We start from the raw sequence: 14,875 nt of genomic DNA on the forward strand, positions 1-14,875 counted from the left end.
CGCGGGGTGTGGAACCGGATGGCCCGGAATGCGTGTTGTCCTAGCAGTTGGTTGTCAGGGGATCGGCGACGATGGAGAAGCGTGTGATGACGGACGGCAAGCGGCGCAGAGGCCTGATGGTCGCGTCCGCGATGCTCGGCGGTGTGCTGGTGCTGTCGGCCTGCAACGGCGGCGGCGACAGCGCCAAGAGCGGCAGCGGCGCCGACGGCTCCAAGAAGTCGCAGGCCCAGGTCGACGAGGCGGCCGCCAAGGAGACGTCGAAGGCCCGAATAACGATCTCGCCCGAGAACGGCGCGACGAACGTGGGCATCAACGACGACGCCAAGGTCACCGTCACCGACGGCACCCTGACCGAGGTGGTCCTGACGACCGCCGCGGGTGCGGCCGTCAAGGGCACGCTCGCCGCCGACGGCAAGAGCTGGGAGCCGGACGGGCAGCTGGAGCGCTCCACCACGTACAAGATCGTGGCCACCGCCAAGGACGCCGACGGCCTGGAGGCCCACGAGAACGCCTCCTTCACCACGGTCTCGCCCGAGAACAGCTTCATCGGCTACTTCACGCCGGAGGACGGCTCCACGGTCGGCGTCGGCATGCCGGTGTCGATCAACTTCAACAAGGAGATCTCCGACCGCAAGGCCGTGCAGTCAGCGATCACGGTGAGCTCCAGCAGCGGCCAGGAGGTCGTCGGCCACTGGTTCAACTCCAAGCGCCTGGACTTCCGCCCTGAGCAGTACTGGCAGGAAGGCTCCACCGTCACGCTCAAGCTGGCGCTGGACGGGGTCGAGGGCGCGGACGGCGTCTACGGCGTGCAGCAGAAGACGGTCACGTTCAAGATCGGCCGCAACCAGGTCTCCACCGTCGACGCCTCGACCAAGACCATGACGGTCACCCAGGACGGCAAGACGATCAAGACGATCCCGATCTCCGCGGGCTCGCCGGAGACCCCGACGTACAACGGCCAGATGGTGATCTCCGAGAAGTTCAAGGAGACCCGGATGAACGGCGCGACCGTCGGCTTCACCGACGACGACGGCAAGGGCGAGTACGACATCAAGGACGTGCCGCACGCCATGCGGCTGTCCACGTCCGGCACCTTCATCCATGGCAACTACTGGGGCGCCGACTCGATCTTCGGCAACGCCAACACCAGCCATGGCTGCATCGGCCTGAACGACGCCAAGGGCGCGAACGACCCCAACCAGCCCGGCGCCTGGTTCTTCGACAACTCGATCGTCGGCGATGTGGTGATCGTGGTGAACTCCAAGGACACCACCATCAAGCCGGACAACGGCCTCAACGGCTGGAACATGAACTGGGCCGACTGGAAGGCCGGCTCCGCGGTCTGACGGCCGCCCGCACGGTGTGAAGGCGGCGTCCCCCGGGTTCGGGGGACGCCGCCTTTTCGGTTCTGCCGCCTGCCGCCTGCCGTGCGCGCCGTCTGACGGGTGCGCGCTCAGCCCTGCTGCTGCCGCTCCTGTGCCTCGTCCACGCCCCAGCCCGCCAGCAGCCGCAGCGACTCGGCCGACCGGGTCCCCGGCTCCGCGTGGTACGTCACCAGGGACAGATCGTGGTCCTCGGGCAGCTGGAACGTCTCATACGACAGGGTCATCTCGCCCACCAGCGGATGGTGCAGCCGCTTGGTGCCGAAGCACTTGTCCTGCACGGTGTGCGCCGCCCAGAGCGTACGGAACTCCTCGCTCTTCACCGACAGCTCGCCGATCAGCCCCGGCAGCAGCGGATCGTCGGCCGAGCACCCCGCGTACATGCGCAGAAAGCTCACCACGTCCTTCGCCTTGCCCTCCCAGTCCACGAACAGATCGCGGGCGTTGGGGTCGAGGAAGACGATCCATGCCATATTGCGCTGCCTGGCGGGCAGCGCGGCGAAGTCGCCCATCAGCGCGCGGGCCATCCGGTTCCAGCCCACGATGTCCAGCCGCCGCCCCAGGACATAGGCAGGCACCGTGTCCATCGCGTCCAGCAGCTGCTGCAGCGCCGGACGCAGCTGCTGCGGCTGCCGGGACGGCGGCCTGCGATGCTTCTTCTGCGTGGGCTTGGCCAGATGGGTGAGGTGCTCCCGCTCCGCATCGGTCAGCCGCAGGGCCCGGGCGATGGAGTCCAGCACCTCCAGCGAGACATTGCGGCCATGGCCCTGTTCGAGACGGGTGTAGTACGCCACCGACACGCCCGCCAGCTGCGCCAGCTCCTCACGCCGCAGCCCCGGCACCCGGCGCTGCCGGCCGACCTGCGGCAGCCCCACGTCCTCGGGGCGCAGCCGGGCCCGGCGGGAGCGGAGGAATTCGCTGAGTTCGGCACGCTGGTCCATGGCAGCCAGTATCGCGGGCCGCGACCGGACAGGGGCGCGCGAACCTGTCACTGCCGGTGGTAGGCACGCCGGTGGTAGGCACGCTGGTGGTACGCATGCCGTTCGTACGCATGCCGTTCGTACGCAGAACAGAGGGCTGGGTGGCAGCGCCGCCGTGCCGCAGGCTGATACCCATGACCTCTCAGATCACCTCCCAGAGCGACATCGAGCACCGCACTGTCCCCGCGTACGCGGCGCCCGCCGCCAAGGCGCCGCTGGAGCGGACTGCCGTCCCGCGCCGTCCCGTCGGCGAGCGTGACGTCCTGATCGAGATCAAGTACGCGGGGATCTGCCACTCCGACATCCACCAGGCCCGCGACGGCTGGGGCGAGGGCATCTTCCCCATGGTCCCCGGCCATGAGATCGCGGGCGTGGTCACCGAGGTCGGCCCCGGCGTGACCCGGTTCGCCGTGGGCGACCGGGTGGGCGTGGGCTGCATGGTCGACTCCTGCCGCGAGTGCGACAACTGCCGGGCCGGCCTTCAGCAGTACTGCACGGGCGGCGGCATGGTCGCCACGTACAACGGGCTCGACAAGAACGGCGACCCCACATATGGCGGCTATTCCACGCATATCGTCGTGGACGAGCAGTACACGCTGCGCATCCCCGACGGACTGCCCCTGGACGTCGCCGCACCGCTGCTGTGCGCCGGCATCACCCTCTACTCGCCCCTGGCCCACTGGAAGGCGGGCCCGGGCAAGCGCGTCGCGATCGTCGGCCTCGGCGGACTGGGGCACATGGGCGTCAAGATCGCGCATGCGATGGGCGCGGAGGTGACCGTGCTCAGCCAGTCGCTCCGCAAGAAGGACGACGGGCTGCGGCTGGGCGCGGACCACTACTACGCGACCGGCGACGAGGCCACCTTCCAGCAGCTGGCCGGCCACTTCGACCTGATCGTCTCCACGGTCTCCGCCCCGCTGCCGTTCGACGCCTATCTCAGCCTGCTGAAGACGGACGGCGTGATGGTGAACGTGGGCGCCCCCGAGGAGCCCGTCTCGCTCAACGTCTTCTCCCTCCTGCTCGGCCGCAGGACCCTGGCCGGCTCGGCGATCGGCGGCATCCCCGAGACCCAGGAGATGCTGGACTTCTGCGCGGAGCACGGCCTGGGCGCGGAGATCGAACTGATTCGCGCGGACCAGATCAACGAGGCGTATGAACGGGTGCTGGGGAGCGACGTCCGCTACCGCTTCGTGATCGACGCGGCGACGATCTGACGCCGCAGGGGCCCCGCCCTGGACCCCGCGCCTCACATGCCGGACGGGCGGGGGCATCCAGCCGGTCCGGCATGCGAGGACGTTCTACCGCCGTGCCCTCGTCACTCGCCGCTCCATGTGATCGTCCTGGCCCCCGGCCCGGACACCGCCTGGAGGCGCAACCTCGCGCGTGACAAGACACTGACGACGAACTGGTCGCCGCTGGACGCTGCCGCACGCGAGGAACTCGCCGGCGAGGGCGTGTGGATCGACAACGCGGCACAGTCGGCCGCCGAGACGGTGGACGCCGTCCTCGCGGCGAAGGCCCTCGCCGCCTCCCTCAGCCGTCCGAACGGTTCCTCATCCGCCGATGGCGCTGCAGAGCCACTTCGAGGAAGGTCTTGCGCAGAGCATCCCGGCTCCGCCCGCGGGTCTTGACGGCATGGCAGTTCGGGCAGAGGGCGATAAGGCGATGGCGCGGCGGATCTCGGATGCGCTGATGTCGGTGAGTGCCACCCTCCAGACGGTAGCGGCGCCCACCGACATCGCCCGCCGCGCTGGCGCTCGCGCTTCTGTCGGCTCAGCAGCCGCAGCTGTGGAACGTCACGTCCCAGTGGTTGCTCTCCCGGGCGTAGACGTTGCCCGACGCCGCCTTGTACTGCTTCGCGCCGTCACCGCGCTTGCCGATGTAGGTGAAGGTGCCGGTGATGTAGTTGCTGATGCAGGAGTCCGGCCGGAAGTCGACCTTGTAGCCGTTCCAGTGGCTGTATGTGCCGCCCGCGTGACCCGTCTCCGTGCCGCCGGTCAGATGCAGCGAGCAGCGGCTCGCCTTTTTCAGCGCGACCGTGCCCTCGGCGGTCACACGGCGGATCTGCTCAAAGGACGTGCAGGTCCTGACGTTGCGGTTCGAGCAGTTCCCGGACGACGACCAGGCGATGCCCGCGGCCCGGAACATCGAGGCTGCCTGCGAGTGCGTCAGCTTCGCACCGGAGCCGGTGCCTCCATCGCTCCCGCCGGAGCCCGAGCCGGTGATCAGGGCTTTCCAGGTGCCGGAGCCGATGATGCCGTCCGCGGCGAGGCCCTTGGAGCTCTGGAACTTCCGGGTGGCGTCGACGGACTTGGCCCCGAAGGCCCCGTCCACCGTCAGCCCGTGCCCGTACTTGTTGAGCTGCACCTGGGCCGCCTTGGCCGCGCTCCCGGAGCTGCCGGACCGCACCGTCACCACGAGCTTCGACCAGGTCTGCTCCCCGACATAGCCGTCGGCTGTCAGCCCCTTGGAACTCTGGAAGGCCTTGACCTTGCTCGCCGTGCCGCTGCCGAAGACGCCGTCGGCTGCGGTGCTGTGGCCGTGTGCGGTGAGCAGATGCTGCACGGTGCTGACATTGGCGCCGGTGCTGCCGCTGCCCACCACCGGCCAGCCGCTCGCCTGCGCGGCCGGCGCGGCGAGCAGCGTCGCCAGCACAGCGGTCAGCACCGCCGTGACCAGGGCGGGGAGACGTCTCATCGGGGATTCCCTCCATAGGGCCGTAGTGATCGCCCGTAAGTCTCGACCGAAGTCCGCGGCGCAAGACCGTCATTCGCCCGTCCCACGGCAAACCCGGGACAACATGAGACGCCCCCCGTCCGGGCCCCGGCTCTGACCTGCGGTGATCCAGGCCGCTCTGACGGGCCGTCGGGACGGGGCCAAGGCGTCCCACCCGGTCACAGCCGCAGGCGGACCGGCAGTTCATCCCCGGCGGGGCAGGCGATCCGGCCGCTTTCCCCGGCCCGTCGGACGGCGCGAACGAGCAGCCCCAGAAGGAATGCCTGGAAGGCGTACGAGAACAGGAGGACGCACCACACGGTCGCATCGGTCTGCGCCCAGCCGCCCACGGCGTTGACGACGGCGAGAAGTGCCGCGCCAGTCGGCGCCGCGAGAAACAGCGCGAACAGCCCGGCGACCAGGCTGCCGTCCTCTCCGGCGCCCGCCAGGAGCAGAAATCCGGCGAGGCCGAGGTAGGCGCCCGAAACCCAATTGCCGAAGGTCAGGCCCGCGATGGTGCGCAACGTAGAACGCATGATGCTCCTCGATGCCGCGGGACCCGCGCCGTCACATGGCCTGCCCGCGATCGTCGTGCTGGTGGGCCCGCCGTCCGGGCCGTGTGACCGCCATCGTCGTCCCGCCCGCACGGCCGCGTAAGGGTACGGCTACTCAGACGGGCCTGCGTAGCTCCGCCTGCTCACCGGGCCGGGAGGGCGGTCGTCGCGTGGGCTTCGTTCAGAATCCGTCCGATCTCGCAGGCAGCCTGCCGTGCCTGGGCGGCATCGCCCGATTCGGCGATGTCTTCCCATCGGCGGAGGCGGTCATGGCTGCTCCCACGGGGCGGTTGATCCCGTTCGCCAGCGTATCGGGCGTGAAAGCCTTTCCACCGCTCGAACGAGTGAGGGAGCAGCGATACGCCTCCCTGCCCTCATTGGCTTGTGTGGCCTCGGCGGTCGGGGAACTGAGCTGTTCACCTGTCCGCGGCAGATGGGGCGGGCGCGATGCCGATCGGGCAGCTCACGCCCGTGCCGCTGATGCAGCAGTAGCCGTTCGGGCTCTTGCTGCTCGGACGGTACCTGCTGGTGCCGGGGCTAGCTTGGCCTGGGCGAGTGCTCGTCGCTGTGCCGATCGCACCTCAACGCTCGATGAAGCGGGGCTCCGGCCAGCTAGTGACCGGCTTGCTGGAGGCCGAGTAGATCTCCAGGAGCGAGAGATACCCGTCTTTCGTGAACACCATGACTCCGGCGTCGCGCGGCACGAGGTACCAAGCGTCTGCCGCCGGGTTGCCCTGCGTCGGAGCTGGCGGCACCTGTGTACGGTCCACCTCAAGGTCGACCGTCGCGCAGCCGCACGAGCATCGGCCCGTTACGCGCGTGTGCGAGATCTGATCGCGCAGAGCGCTGCTCGCCGGATCGGAGCCAGTCAGCAGCGCTCGGAGCGTCGTAGCTACCTCTTGTGGGAGGGGTTCAGTCATCGGCCTTGGCCACGCCGACCGGGCAGGACACCCCGATTCCGCCGATGCCGCAGTAGCCCGCTGGGTTCTTGTCCAGGTACTGCTGGTGGTAGGCCTCCGCCGGGTAGAAGGGGCGGCCTTCCGCGGGCAGGAGTTCCGTGGTGATCGTGCCGTGGCCCGCGGCGGACAGGGCCTGCTGGTAGGAGGCGCGGGAGGATTCGGCCGTGGCCGTCTGGGCGGGGGATTGGGTGTAGATCGCCGAGCGGTACTGGGTGCCGACGTCGTTGCCCTGGCGGAAGCCCTGGGTGGGGTCGTGGGACTCCCAGAAGACCTTCAGGAGGGTCTCGTACGACACGACCGCCGGGTCGAAGACCACGCGGACGACCTCGGTGTGGCCGGTCAGGCCAGAGCAGACCTCCTCGTAGGTGGGGTTCGGGGTGAGGCCGCCCTGGTAGCCGACGAGGGTGGTCCAGACGCCCTTGGTCTGCCAGAACTTCCGCTCGGCGCCCCAGAAGCAGCCCAGGGCGAAGTCCGCGGTCTCCAGGTGGTCGGGGTAGGGGCCGGCGAGGGGGTTGCCGAGGACCGTGTGGCGGGAGGGGAGCTCGAAGCCGGGGGCGGGGCGGCCGGGGAGGGCCTCCTCCGGGGTGGGGAGCTGGGGTACGCGGCGGGACAGGAACATGGGGCGGGTCTCCTCGGCGGTCGGGCTGCTTCACCTAGAACGTACGGCGGGCGAAGGAGATTCCGCAGGTCCCGCAGACCCGGCAGACCTGGCATGTCCCGTAGGCCCGGCGAGACCCGCAAGCCCCGCGGGGCCCGTGCTCGCGGAGTTCAGCAGGGTGAGACCCGCCGCCGTCGCCGTGTGCAGCGCCGTGTTGCGGTGGCGGGCGGTGCTGATGAGGTTCGCCGAGCGGAGGACCGTGGCGTGTTCGCTGGCGCTGGCCAGGGAGATGCCGGCCAGCTGGGCCAGCTCCGTCGTCGTGGAGCCGGGGTGGTCCGCGATGACCCACAGGACCGTGGCGCGCGTCCGGCCGAGCAGCGCGGACAGGGAGGACGGCGCGGCGTGGCGCGCACCTGGTCGAACAGCGTGTCGGCGTCGCCGGGCTCCGCCGGGGTCAGAAAGTCCGCGGACCATCCGACCGGGGGGATGAGAGGGAAGAGCCTGCGCGTCTCCGGGCGCAGCACGCCGATCGCCTCACGCCGCCAGGCGTCGAAGCGGACCGGGTAGTGGCGTTCCTGAAGCAGGCGGATGGCGGTGGACAGCTCCAGAAGCGGGCGCGGCGCGTCGGCTATGCGCGTACGGGCCAGATCCTCCGCGGTGAAGTGGATGCGTAAGGTCACGGCGCACATTCTTGCCGCGTCGTCCTGATTCGGGCTGCCCCGAAACTGGTCGACCTCGTGCCGCCCACCGGGGAGTGTGAGGGGTGTGAGCCCGTCGGCGGGCACGGGGGTACCGCCGACGGGCTCGCCGGGGGCTCAGGGGCAGGACTGCGCCTTCGCGACCGCCTCGTCGCGCGTGGCGGCATACTGCCGGGCGGCCGAGTCCGCGCTGTAGATCCAGGGGAGGGCGCCCACAAAGCCGTCCACATGACGGAACTGCTCCAGCGCCTCGTCGTAGCGGCGCTGCTTGACCAGGAAGTACGCCAGCAGATGCCGCAGCCGGGCCAGCTGCGGATGGTCCGCCGGCGCGGCCGCCGCGTCCGCCAGCGCGGCGTCGACCAGGGCCTTCGCCTCCTCTCCGCGGAACGGCGCGGAGTCGGAGCCGTGGGAGTGCTGCTCGTACCAGGCGATCAGCGGGAAGGCCGTCAGCAGCGATCCCGGCGGGGCGGAGGCCGCCGCGCGCGCCGCGAAGTCCCGGGCCAGTTCGTTTGAGCCATGCCACTTGGCGCACCAGTACTGGAGCGCGGCGTGGTGCCCGGCGAAGTGGAGTGGAGCGCGGGACATGATTTCCGACCAGATGGCGCGCGCGTTGGCGTGGGAGTAGCCGAGGCCCCGGGCCGTATTGATCTCCGCGATGTACGGGGTCGGGTCCGCCGGGTTCAGCTCGGCGGCGCGGGCGATATGGCCGCGGGCGAGCGCCAGCGTCGAGTGGAAGCCCGCGAACTGCTCAGCGGACGTGTGCTGTGCGAAGTGTCCCCCTCGCAGGTGCCACGCCAGCGATACGGTGCGGTTCGCCCGCACCACTGCCGCGTCCGGGTCGTCGGGACGCTCCGACTCCCAGGCCGTCAGCCAGCGGTCGTCGAGCACCGAGGCGCTGCCGAGGCTTGTCGCGTAGTGCGTGCGGCGCTCCCAGTCCTGCTCCTTGGCCGTACCGGCGAGAAGGGCGGCGGCCGGACGCCAGTCGCCGGACCGGGTGGCGGCGAGGGCGGTCAGCAGCTCCGGGGCGGGCCGGCCCGCGAAGTTCTCGCTCTGCTGCTCGGCCGGGAGGAAGCCCAGCGTGTGCAGGCGTTCGGCGGTCACCGCCCTCCGGCGTGCCCGGCGTCGCATGTCGAAGGCGAACGCGGCGGCGAGGACGGCGAAGAGGAGCAGCAGAGCCATGGGACCTTGGGTTGTCGACGGCGGGATGTGCGCGATGGGTGGGCATGACAAGGCAGGGAGTATCGCCCGGCGCCCTGTCCCGCCGCAAGGCGTTTCTCCTGGTCAGGCAGGATGCGCGGGAATTCTCGGCGTGGCAGTGTCTCAGCGCGGCAGCGTCGCCGGGCTGCCGCCGTTCGCCTCGTAGCCCGCCACCGCGAGCGCGCGGTAGACCGCGTACTCCGCCGCCGGGTCGGCGCTGTGCGTCCACGGCAGGGCGCCGATGTGGCCGTCGACCCGGACCAGTTGGTGCATGGCCTCGGCCCAGCGCTCCGCCCGTACGAGGAAGAGGACCAGCAGATGCCGTACGTGCGCGAGCATCGGGTCGTCCGGGCGGGCCGCGTGCGCCGCGAACAGGGCGCCCTCCATCGCGGTCTTCACCACGGCGCTCTCATAGAAGCCGCGCACCATGTTGACCTCGGGCAGATGCTCGTACACGGCGAACAGCGGCAGCGCGGCCAGCAGGGAGCCCTGCGGGGCGCGGGCGGCGGCGGCCGTCGCGAAGCGGTCGGCCTCCTCGCGGGAGCCGTGCCACTTCTCGCACCAGTAGTGCAGGGCGGCCAGATGCGCGCCCATATGGGCCGGGGCGCGGTCGATGATCTTCGCCCACACCTGGTCGAACTGCTCGGGGGAGTAGCCGAGTCCGCGTGCTGCGGCCAGTTCGACGATGTACGGGACCGGGTCGCCCGGGGCCAGCAGAGCGGCCTCGCCGCAGACCGAGCGCGCCTCCTCCAGGATGATCCGGAAGTCGTCCGCGCCCGCGGATGAGGACCGCCAGGCCTGCTGCACCAGGAACTCGGCGTGCACCTGTGCGCCGCCCGCGTCCTTCGGGGACTGGGAGCGCCAGTCGCGCAGCCAGGCCCCGCCGACGCCGGGGGCCTGCTGGAGCTCCAGCGACGCGGCGCCGGCGAATGCCTGGACGCGCTGCCAGCGCACCTCGCCCTCCTTGGGGGTGCCGGCCAGCAGCTGGGCGGCGGCCCGCCAGTCCTGGGTGCGCTGGACGAGGTCGAGGACGTCGAGGAGATCCTGGTCGGGTCCGGGCAGCCGGATGTCCAGCTCCTCCTGGCGGACGAAGCCGTACGCGTCCGGGTCGGCGGCGTCGGGCGAGCCCGGCGCGACCTGGCGGATGCCGGCCCGGCGGCGCAGGAAGGGCATGAGGACCGCGGCGAACATCGCGATCGCCGCCAGGAACCAGAGAATCTCCATGGCCTCATTGTCCCGGACGCCGGCGGCTGGTCGGGAACTGCCCGGCGGCTGGGCGGGACCGCCCGGCGGACGGGCGGGACCGCCCGGAAACGATCTGCTTGCGGTGAACCCCGGGCGCGCGGATTACGCTCGGACCATGAGCGACGACCAGAGTGTGCAGAGCTTCGAGACCCGCGCCATCCATGCGGGCAATACGGCGGACCCGCTGACCGGCGCGGTCGTTCCGCCCATCTACCAGGTGTCCACATACAAGCAGGACGGCGTCGGCGGGCTGCGCGGCGGCTATGAGTACAGCCGCAGCGCCAACCCGACGCGCACCGCGCTGGAGGAGAACCTGGCGGCGCTGGAGGGCGGCCGGCGCGGGCTCGCCTTCGCCTCCGGCCTCGCCGCCGAGGACTGCCTGCTGCGCACGGTGCTCCACCCCGGCGCGCATGTCGTGATCCCGAACGACGCGTACGGCGGCACCTTCCGGCTCTTCGCCAAGGTGGTCCAGCGGTGGGGCGTGGACTTCTCGGTGGCCGACACCTCCGACGTGGACGCCGTACGGGCCGCGGTGAACGACCGTACGAAGGTGATCTGGGTCGAGACCCCGTCCAACCCGCTGCTCGGCATCACCGACATCACGGCCCTGGCCGAGGTGGCGCACGGCGCGGGCGCGCGGCTGGTGGTCGACAACACCTTCGCCAGCCCCTATCTCCAGCAGCCGCTGGCGCTGGGCGCGGATGTGGTGGTGCACTCCACCACCAAGTACATGGGCGGCCACTCGGACGTGGTCGGCGGTGCGCTGGTCGCCGCGGACGCGGAGCTCGGCGAGGAGCTGGCGTACCACCAGAACGCGATGGGCGCGGTGGCCGGCCCGTTCGACGCCTGGCTGGTGCTGCGGGGCATCAAGACGCTGGCGGTGCGCATGGACCGGCACAGCGAGAACGCCACGCGGATCGCGGAGATGCTCACCAGCCACCCCAAGGTCGGGCAGGTGCTCTATCCGGGGCTGCCCGAGCACCCCGGCCATGAGCTGGCCGCCAAGCAGATGAAGGCGTTCGGCGGGATGGTGTCCTTCCGCGTCGCGGGCGGCGAGGCGGCGGCGGTCGAGGTCTGCAACCGCGCGAAGCTGTTCACCCTGGGCGAGTCCCTGGGCGGCGTCGAGTCCCTGATCGAGCATCCGGGCCGGATGACGCACGCCTCGGCCGCGGGCTCCCCGCTGGAGGTGCCTGCGGATCTGGTGCGGCTGTCGGTCGGCATCGAGTCGGCGGAGGATCTGCTGGCCGATCTGCGGCAGGCGCTGGGCTAGCCGGCGGGGCAGTCGCTGGGCCGGTCCTGGGCCAGTCCTGGGACGCCCGCGGGGGCAGACGCCGGGGTTGTGTTGTGAGGCGAGGGGCCGGGGTCCGGTGCGGACTCCGGCCCCCCCTCGCATCCGTAGGCGGAAGTGCGCGGGCCGTACGCGGCAGTGCGCGGGCGTCGCGCCGGTACTGCCGCCGGCCGTCGCCGCGGTTGCAGGGTCGGGAGCCGATCACCAGCCGACCAGCGGAGGGGTGCGGTCCGCCGGCGGCGGTTCCCAGGGCTGGGCCGCCGAGGCCCACACCGCGAGGCCGAGCGCCGCGGCGGCCAGCAGCAGCCACCCGGCCCGCCGCAGCGCCCGGCGCCTGCGCAGCAGCCGGGCCCCTCGGGCCGCGGCCCGGTCGCAGAGATCGGCGGGCACGGACGGATGCGGTGTCCGCAGCATGCGCCGGACCGCGTCCTCCGTGCGGTGGGGGCGGCGGCCCGGAAGCTCGTCCGGGGGGCTCATGACACCGCCCTCGCGCCGCAGGCGTGGGCCGCGCCTGCGGCGTCCCGCAGCGCCGCGACCGCCCGTGCGCAGATCGCGCGCACCCGGTCCTCCGGCAGGCCCACCAGCGCCGCCGTCTGCTCTTCCGCGACCCCCTCGCACAGCCGCAGCACCAGAATCAGCCGCTCCTGGGGCGTCAGCCGGTCCAGCAGCCCGCCCCGCGGACGCGCGTGCCGCCGGGCGGCACGGGCGAACCGGGTGAACCGGGCGGCCAGTTCCTGGCGGGTGCGGTCGTACGGGTCCTCGCCGCGCAGCCGGTCCCACTCCGCGTAGGTGCGGGCGAGGGCGGCGGTCAGCAGCCGCTGCGCGTGCGGATTGGCCGTGGGCGGCTCGGCCGTCAGGAGCGTCGCCGCATGCAGCAGCCGGGGCGCCGCGCCCGCGACGAAGGCCTCGAACTCCCGGGCACGGCGACGCCTCGGTGCCGTCTGCCGATCGCTCACGTCCTCATATAGGGCCAGCGTCCGCTGCCCGGTCAAGGGGTCGGCACGGGCCGGTCAAGCCGCGATCCGGCCGATCCGACCCGGGCCGGGGCTCGGGCCGTATCCCGGAGCCGAGGCTACGGGGGGCTCGGGGTCCGGGGTTGGGCGCGCCGGACATCGGAACCCCGGGGCGCTGGCCGTCGGAACCCCGGGGCACCGGACATCGGGACCCCGGGCCGCCGGGGCTCCGTCAGTCCGGCTGCGACGACTCCGCGTCCACCGCCGGCAGCCCCGCCTGACGCGCCGAGAGCGCGCCGTTGAAGCGGGTGAGCAGCGTGCAGAAGGACTCCCGCTCGGCTTGTGTCCAGCCCTCCGTGACCTGCGCCATCAGCTCGCGGCGCGAGGCCCGCACCTCCTCCAGCCTGGCCTGTCCGCGCGGGGAGAGCTGGAGCACGACGGCCCGCCCGTCCTCCGGGTGCGAGGTCCGTTTCACCAGACCCGTGTCGACGAGCGGGGCGACCTGGCGGGTCACGGTCGAGGAGTCGATGCCCATGCCGGCGGCGAGCGCCTTGACGCCCATGGGCCCTTCCTGGTCGAGCCTGTTGAGCAGCAGATACGCGGCGCGGTCCATGGAGTTGCGGACCTGGCCGACTCCGCCGAGCCGGGTCTGTTCCGCGCGGCGGGCGAAGACGGCCACCTGGTGCTGGAGGGCATCGAGGAGGCCGTGGTCGAGATGACTCGTCATGTCCTGAGAAGTGGGCATGGCAGCGGGGCTCTCTCGTGCGTCGGTCGTTTGGTGGGGGACAGAGTACGCGGCCCCGCCCCCGTGCGTACCGGCCCTGGGCAAACCTGTGGGAAGCCCTGGAGGCGGTGGGACGGCCGGGGCGTGAGCTGCGAGACTTGACGTCATGAGCGTGAGTCGGCCCGGCCCCTTTCTCCCCTCCGGTCTCCCTTCCGGCGCGCGCGGACGCGGCCGTGCCCCTGCCGTCATCCTCGACGACGTCAAAGGGGCGCAGAAGATGCTCACCGGCGTCGCCCGCGTCACCGCCATGGAGGGCAGCAGGCATCTGTCGCAGCTGGTGGGCGCCCCGGTGCATCTGAAGTGCGAGAACCTCCAGCGCACCGGCTCCTTCAAGCTGCGCGGGGCGTATGTGCGGATCGCCGGGCTGTCCCCGGAGGAGCGGGCGGCCGGGGTGGTCGCCGCGTCTGCGGGCAACCACGCGCAGGGTGTGGCGCTGGCGTCGTCCCTGCTCGGGGTGCGGTCCACGGTCTTCATGCCGGTGGGCGCACCGCTGCCCAAGGTGGCGGCGACCCGGGAGTACGGCGCCGATGTGCGGATGGCCGGCCATGTCGTCGACGACACCCTGGCGGCGGCGCAGCGCTATGCGCGCGAGACCGGGGCGGTGTTCATCCACCCCTTCGACCACCCCGACATCCTCGCGGGGCAGGGCACGGTGGGGCTGGAGATCCTGGAGCAGTGCCCGGAGGTGCGGACGATCGTCGTCGGCGTCGGCGGCGGCGGGCTGATCGCGGGCGTCGCGGTGGCGGTTAAGGCGCTGCGCCCTGATGTGCGGGTGATCGGCGTACAGGCGGAGGGGGCGGCCGCCTATCCGCCGTCGCTGGTCGCCGGGCGCCCCGTCGCCTTCGACAATCCGACGACGATGGCGGACGGCATCAAGGTGGGCAGGCCGGGGGATGTGCCGTTCGGGATCGTCGCCGAACTGGTCGACGAGGTGCGCACGGTCTCGGAGGACGCGCTCTCCAGTGCGTTGCTGCTCTGTCTGGAGCGGGCGAAGCTGGTGGTCGAGCCGGCCGGGGCGAGCCCGGTGGCGGCGCTGCTGAGCGAGCCTGAGGCGTTCTCCGGGGGGCCGGTCGTCGCGGTGCTGTCGGGCGGCAATGTGGACCCGCTGCTGCTGCAGCGCATCCTGCGGCACGGCATGGCGGCGGCGGGCCGCTATCTCTCGCTGCGGCTGCGGCTCGCGGACCGGCCGGGTGCGCTGGCCGGGCTGCTGGGGGCGCTGTCGGTGGTCGACGCCAATGTCCTGGACGTCAGCCATGTGCGGACCGATCCGCGCCTCGGGCTGACCGAGGTGGAGGTGGAGCTGCATCTGGAGACGAAGGGGCCGGAGCACTGCGAGGAGGTCGCGACGGCGCTGCACGAGGCGGGCTACCGCGTGATGCCCCAGTCGTGAGCCCGTCCCGCGCCATGCGGCAAGACGCGACACAGTCGCGAAAAAATCATTTGAAGTATCGCGATGTATCGCGTTAACGTGGTGCCTGTGGCCGTGGCTCCGTTCCGTCATGCGGGGGAATTGCGGCATATC

The 14,875-nt window shown here is 71.6% G+C and carries 14 protein-coding genes and 1 pseudogene; 4 read left to right on the top strand and 11 right to left on the bottom strand.

Annotation, left to right across the window (positions count from 1 at the left end; genetic code table 11):
• Positions 1–71: 71 nt before the first annotated feature.
• Entirely contained in the window at positions 72–1,346 is a 1,275-nt protein-coding gene (locus OF819_RS10100; protein WP_267243072.1) for a L,D-transpeptidase, read from the top strand.
• A gap of 107 nt (positions 1,347–1,453) precedes the next feature.
• Here the strand turns inward: OF819_RS10100 and OF819_RS10105 are convergent, their stop codons facing one another.
• Positions 1,454–2,323 (bottom strand): helix-turn-helix domain-containing protein, encoded by an 870-nt coding sequence (locus OF819_RS10105; RefSeq protein ID WP_267243073.1) that lies wholly within the window; start codon positions 2,321–2,323, stop codon positions 1,454–1,456.
• Positions 2,324–2,496: 173 nt separating this feature from the next.
• On the opposite strand from OF819_RS10105, the gene OF819_RS10110 reads away from it, so the two are divergent.
• A complete protein-coding gene (locus OF819_RS10110; protein ID WP_267243074.1) occupies positions 2,497–3,576 on the top strand; it encodes an NAD(P)-dependent alcohol dehydrogenase in 1,080 nt (359 codons plus the stop codon).
• A gap of 559 nt (positions 3,577–4,135) precedes the next feature.
• On the opposite strand, the gene OF819_RS10120 is transcribed toward OF819_RS10110, so the two are convergent.
• The 7 genes and pseudogenes from OF819_RS10120 to OF819_RS10150 all read right to left on the bottom strand — a co-directional run bounded on the left by OF819_RS10120 (position 4,136) and on the right by OF819_RS10150 (position 10,307).
• Complete coding sequence (locus OF819_RS10120) at positions 4,136–4,780, bottom strand: peptidoglycan-binding domain-containing protein (protein ID WP_267243264.1); 645 nt, start codon at positions 4,778–4,780, stop codon at positions 4,136–4,138.
• A 12-nt stretch (positions 4,781–4,792) separates the two neighbouring features.
• Positions 4,793–5,059: pseudogene (locus tag OF819_RS10125) on the bottom strand (peptidoglycan-binding domain-containing protein); the annotation flags it as partial.
• A 197-nt stretch (positions 5,060–5,256) separates the two neighbouring features.
• On the bottom strand, positions 5,257–5,613 hold the full coding sequence (locus tag OF819_RS10130) for an SCO4225 family membrane protein (RefSeq protein WP_267243075.1): 357 nt from the start codon (positions 5,611–5,613) through the stop codon (positions 5,257–5,259).
• 930 nt (positions 5,614–6,543) lie between these two features.
• A complete protein-coding gene (gene msrA / locus OF819_RS10135) occupies positions 6,544–7,209 on the bottom strand; it encodes a peptide-methionine (S)-S-oxide reductase MsrA (protein WP_267243076.1) in 666 nt (221 codons plus the stop codon).
• Positions 7,210–7,239: 30 nt separating this feature from the next.
• Entirely contained in the window at positions 7,240–7,662 is a 423-nt protein-coding gene (locus tag OF819_RS10140) for a winged helix-turn-helix domain-containing protein (RefSeq protein ID WP_267243077.1), read from the bottom strand.
• 341 nt (positions 7,663–8,003) lie between these two features.
• Entirely contained in the window at positions 8,004–9,065 is a 1,062-nt protein-coding gene (locus tag OF819_RS10145; protein WP_267243078.1) for a hypothetical protein, read from the bottom strand.
• Between the two features lie 141 nt (positions 9,066–9,206).
• Positions 9,207–10,307 carry a hypothetical protein gene (locus OF819_RS10150; RefSeq protein ID WP_267243079.1) on the bottom strand — a complete coding sequence of 367 codons (1,101 nt, stop codon included), beginning with the start codon at positions 10,305–10,307 and terminating at the stop codon, positions 9,207–9,209.
• A 136-nt stretch (positions 10,308–10,443) separates the two neighbouring features.
• Here OF819_RS10150 and OF819_RS10155 point away from each other — a divergent pair, with 136 nt between their 5' ends.
• Positions 10,444–11,598, top strand: coding sequence for a cystathionine gamma-synthase (locus tag OF819_RS10155; protein ID WP_267243080.1), 1,155 nt, complete (start codon positions 10,444–10,446; stop codon positions 11,596–11,598).
• Positions 11,599–11,817: 219 nt separating this feature from the next.
• On the opposite strand, the gene OF819_RS10160 is transcribed toward OF819_RS10155, so the two are convergent.
• From OF819_RS10160 to OF819_RS10170, 3 genes are all read right to left on the bottom strand, one after another.
• Positions 11,818–12,093 (bottom strand): hypothetical protein, encoded by a 276-nt coding sequence (locus OF819_RS10160; protein WP_267243081.1) that lies wholly within the window; start codon positions 12,091–12,093, stop codon positions 11,818–11,820.
• A complete protein-coding gene (locus OF819_RS10165) occupies positions 12,090–12,572 on the bottom strand; it encodes a sigma factor-like helix-turn-helix DNA-binding protein (protein WP_267243082.1) in 483 nt (160 codons plus the stop codon). The genes OF819_RS10160 and OF819_RS10165 overlap by 4 nt, the downstream gene beginning before the upstream one ends.
• A 229-nt stretch (positions 12,573–12,801) precedes the next feature.
• Positions 12,802–13,314, bottom strand: coding sequence for a MarR family winged helix-turn-helix transcriptional regulator (locus OF819_RS10170; RefSeq protein ID WP_267243083.1), 513 nt, complete (start codon positions 13,312–13,314; stop codon positions 12,802–12,804).
• Positions 13,315–13,570: 256 nt separating this feature from the next.
• On the opposite strand from OF819_RS10170, the gene ilvA reads away from it, so the two are divergent.
• Positions 13,571–14,743 carry a threonine ammonia-lyase gene (ilvA, locus tag OF819_RS10175; RefSeq protein ID WP_267243265.1) on the top strand — a complete coding sequence of 391 codons (1,173 nt, stop codon included), beginning with the start codon at positions 13,571–13,573 and terminating at the stop codon, positions 14,741–14,743.
• Positions 14,744–14,875: the final 132 nt, after the last annotated feature.

It is taken from the genome of Streptomyces sp. PR69, from assembly GCF_026420845.1.
In the GTDB taxonomy this organism is placed as follows: Bacteria; Actinomycetota; Actinomycetes; order Streptomycetales; family Streptomycetaceae; genus Streptomyces.

Coding starts and splice junctions, on each gene's coding strand:
- OF819_RS10100 (WP_267243072.1), top strand. CDS start 72: ATGGAGAAGCGTGTGATGACGGACGGCAAGCGGCGCAGAGGCCTGATG.
- OF819_RS10105 (WP_267243073.1), bottom strand. CDS start 2,323: ATGGACCAGCGTGCCGAACTCAGCGAATTCCTCCGCTCCCGCCGGGCC.
- OF819_RS10110 (WP_267243074.1), top strand. CDS start 2,497: ATGACCTCTCAGATCACCTCCCAGAGCGACATCGAGCACCGCACTGTC.
- OF819_RS10130 (WP_267243075.1), bottom strand. CDS start 5,613: ATGCGTTCTACGTTGCGCACCATCGCGGGCCTGACCTTCGGCAATTGG.
- msrA (WP_267243076.1), bottom strand. CDS start 7,209: ATGTTCCTGTCCCGCCGCGTACCCCAGCTCCCCACCCCGGAGGAGGCC.
- OF819_RS10140 (WP_267243077.1), bottom strand. CDS start 7,662: ATGGTCCGCGGACTTTCTGACCCCGGCGGAGCCCGGCGACGCCGACAC.
- OF819_RS10145 (WP_267243078.1), bottom strand. CDS start 9,065: ATGGCTCTGCTGCTCCTCTTCGCCGTCCTCGCCGCCGCGTTCGCCTTC.
- OF819_RS10150 (WP_267243079.1), bottom strand. CDS start 10,307: ATGGAGATTCTCTGGTTCCTGGCGGCGATCGCGATGTTCGCCGCGGTC.
- OF819_RS10155 (WP_267243080.1), top strand. CDS start 10,444: ATGAGCGACGACCAGAGTGTGCAGAGCTTCGAGACCCGCGCCATCCAT.
- OF819_RS10160 (WP_267243081.1), bottom strand. CDS start 12,093: ATGAGCCCCCCGGACGAGCTTCCGGGCCGCCGCCCCCACCGCACGGAG.
- OF819_RS10170 (WP_267243083.1), bottom strand. CDS start 13,314: ATGCCCACTTCTCAGGACATGACGAGTCATCTCGACCACGGCCTCCTC.
- ilvA (WP_267243265.1), top strand. CDS start 13,571: ATGCTCACCGGCGTCGCCCGCGTCACCGCCATGGAGGGCAGCAGGCAT.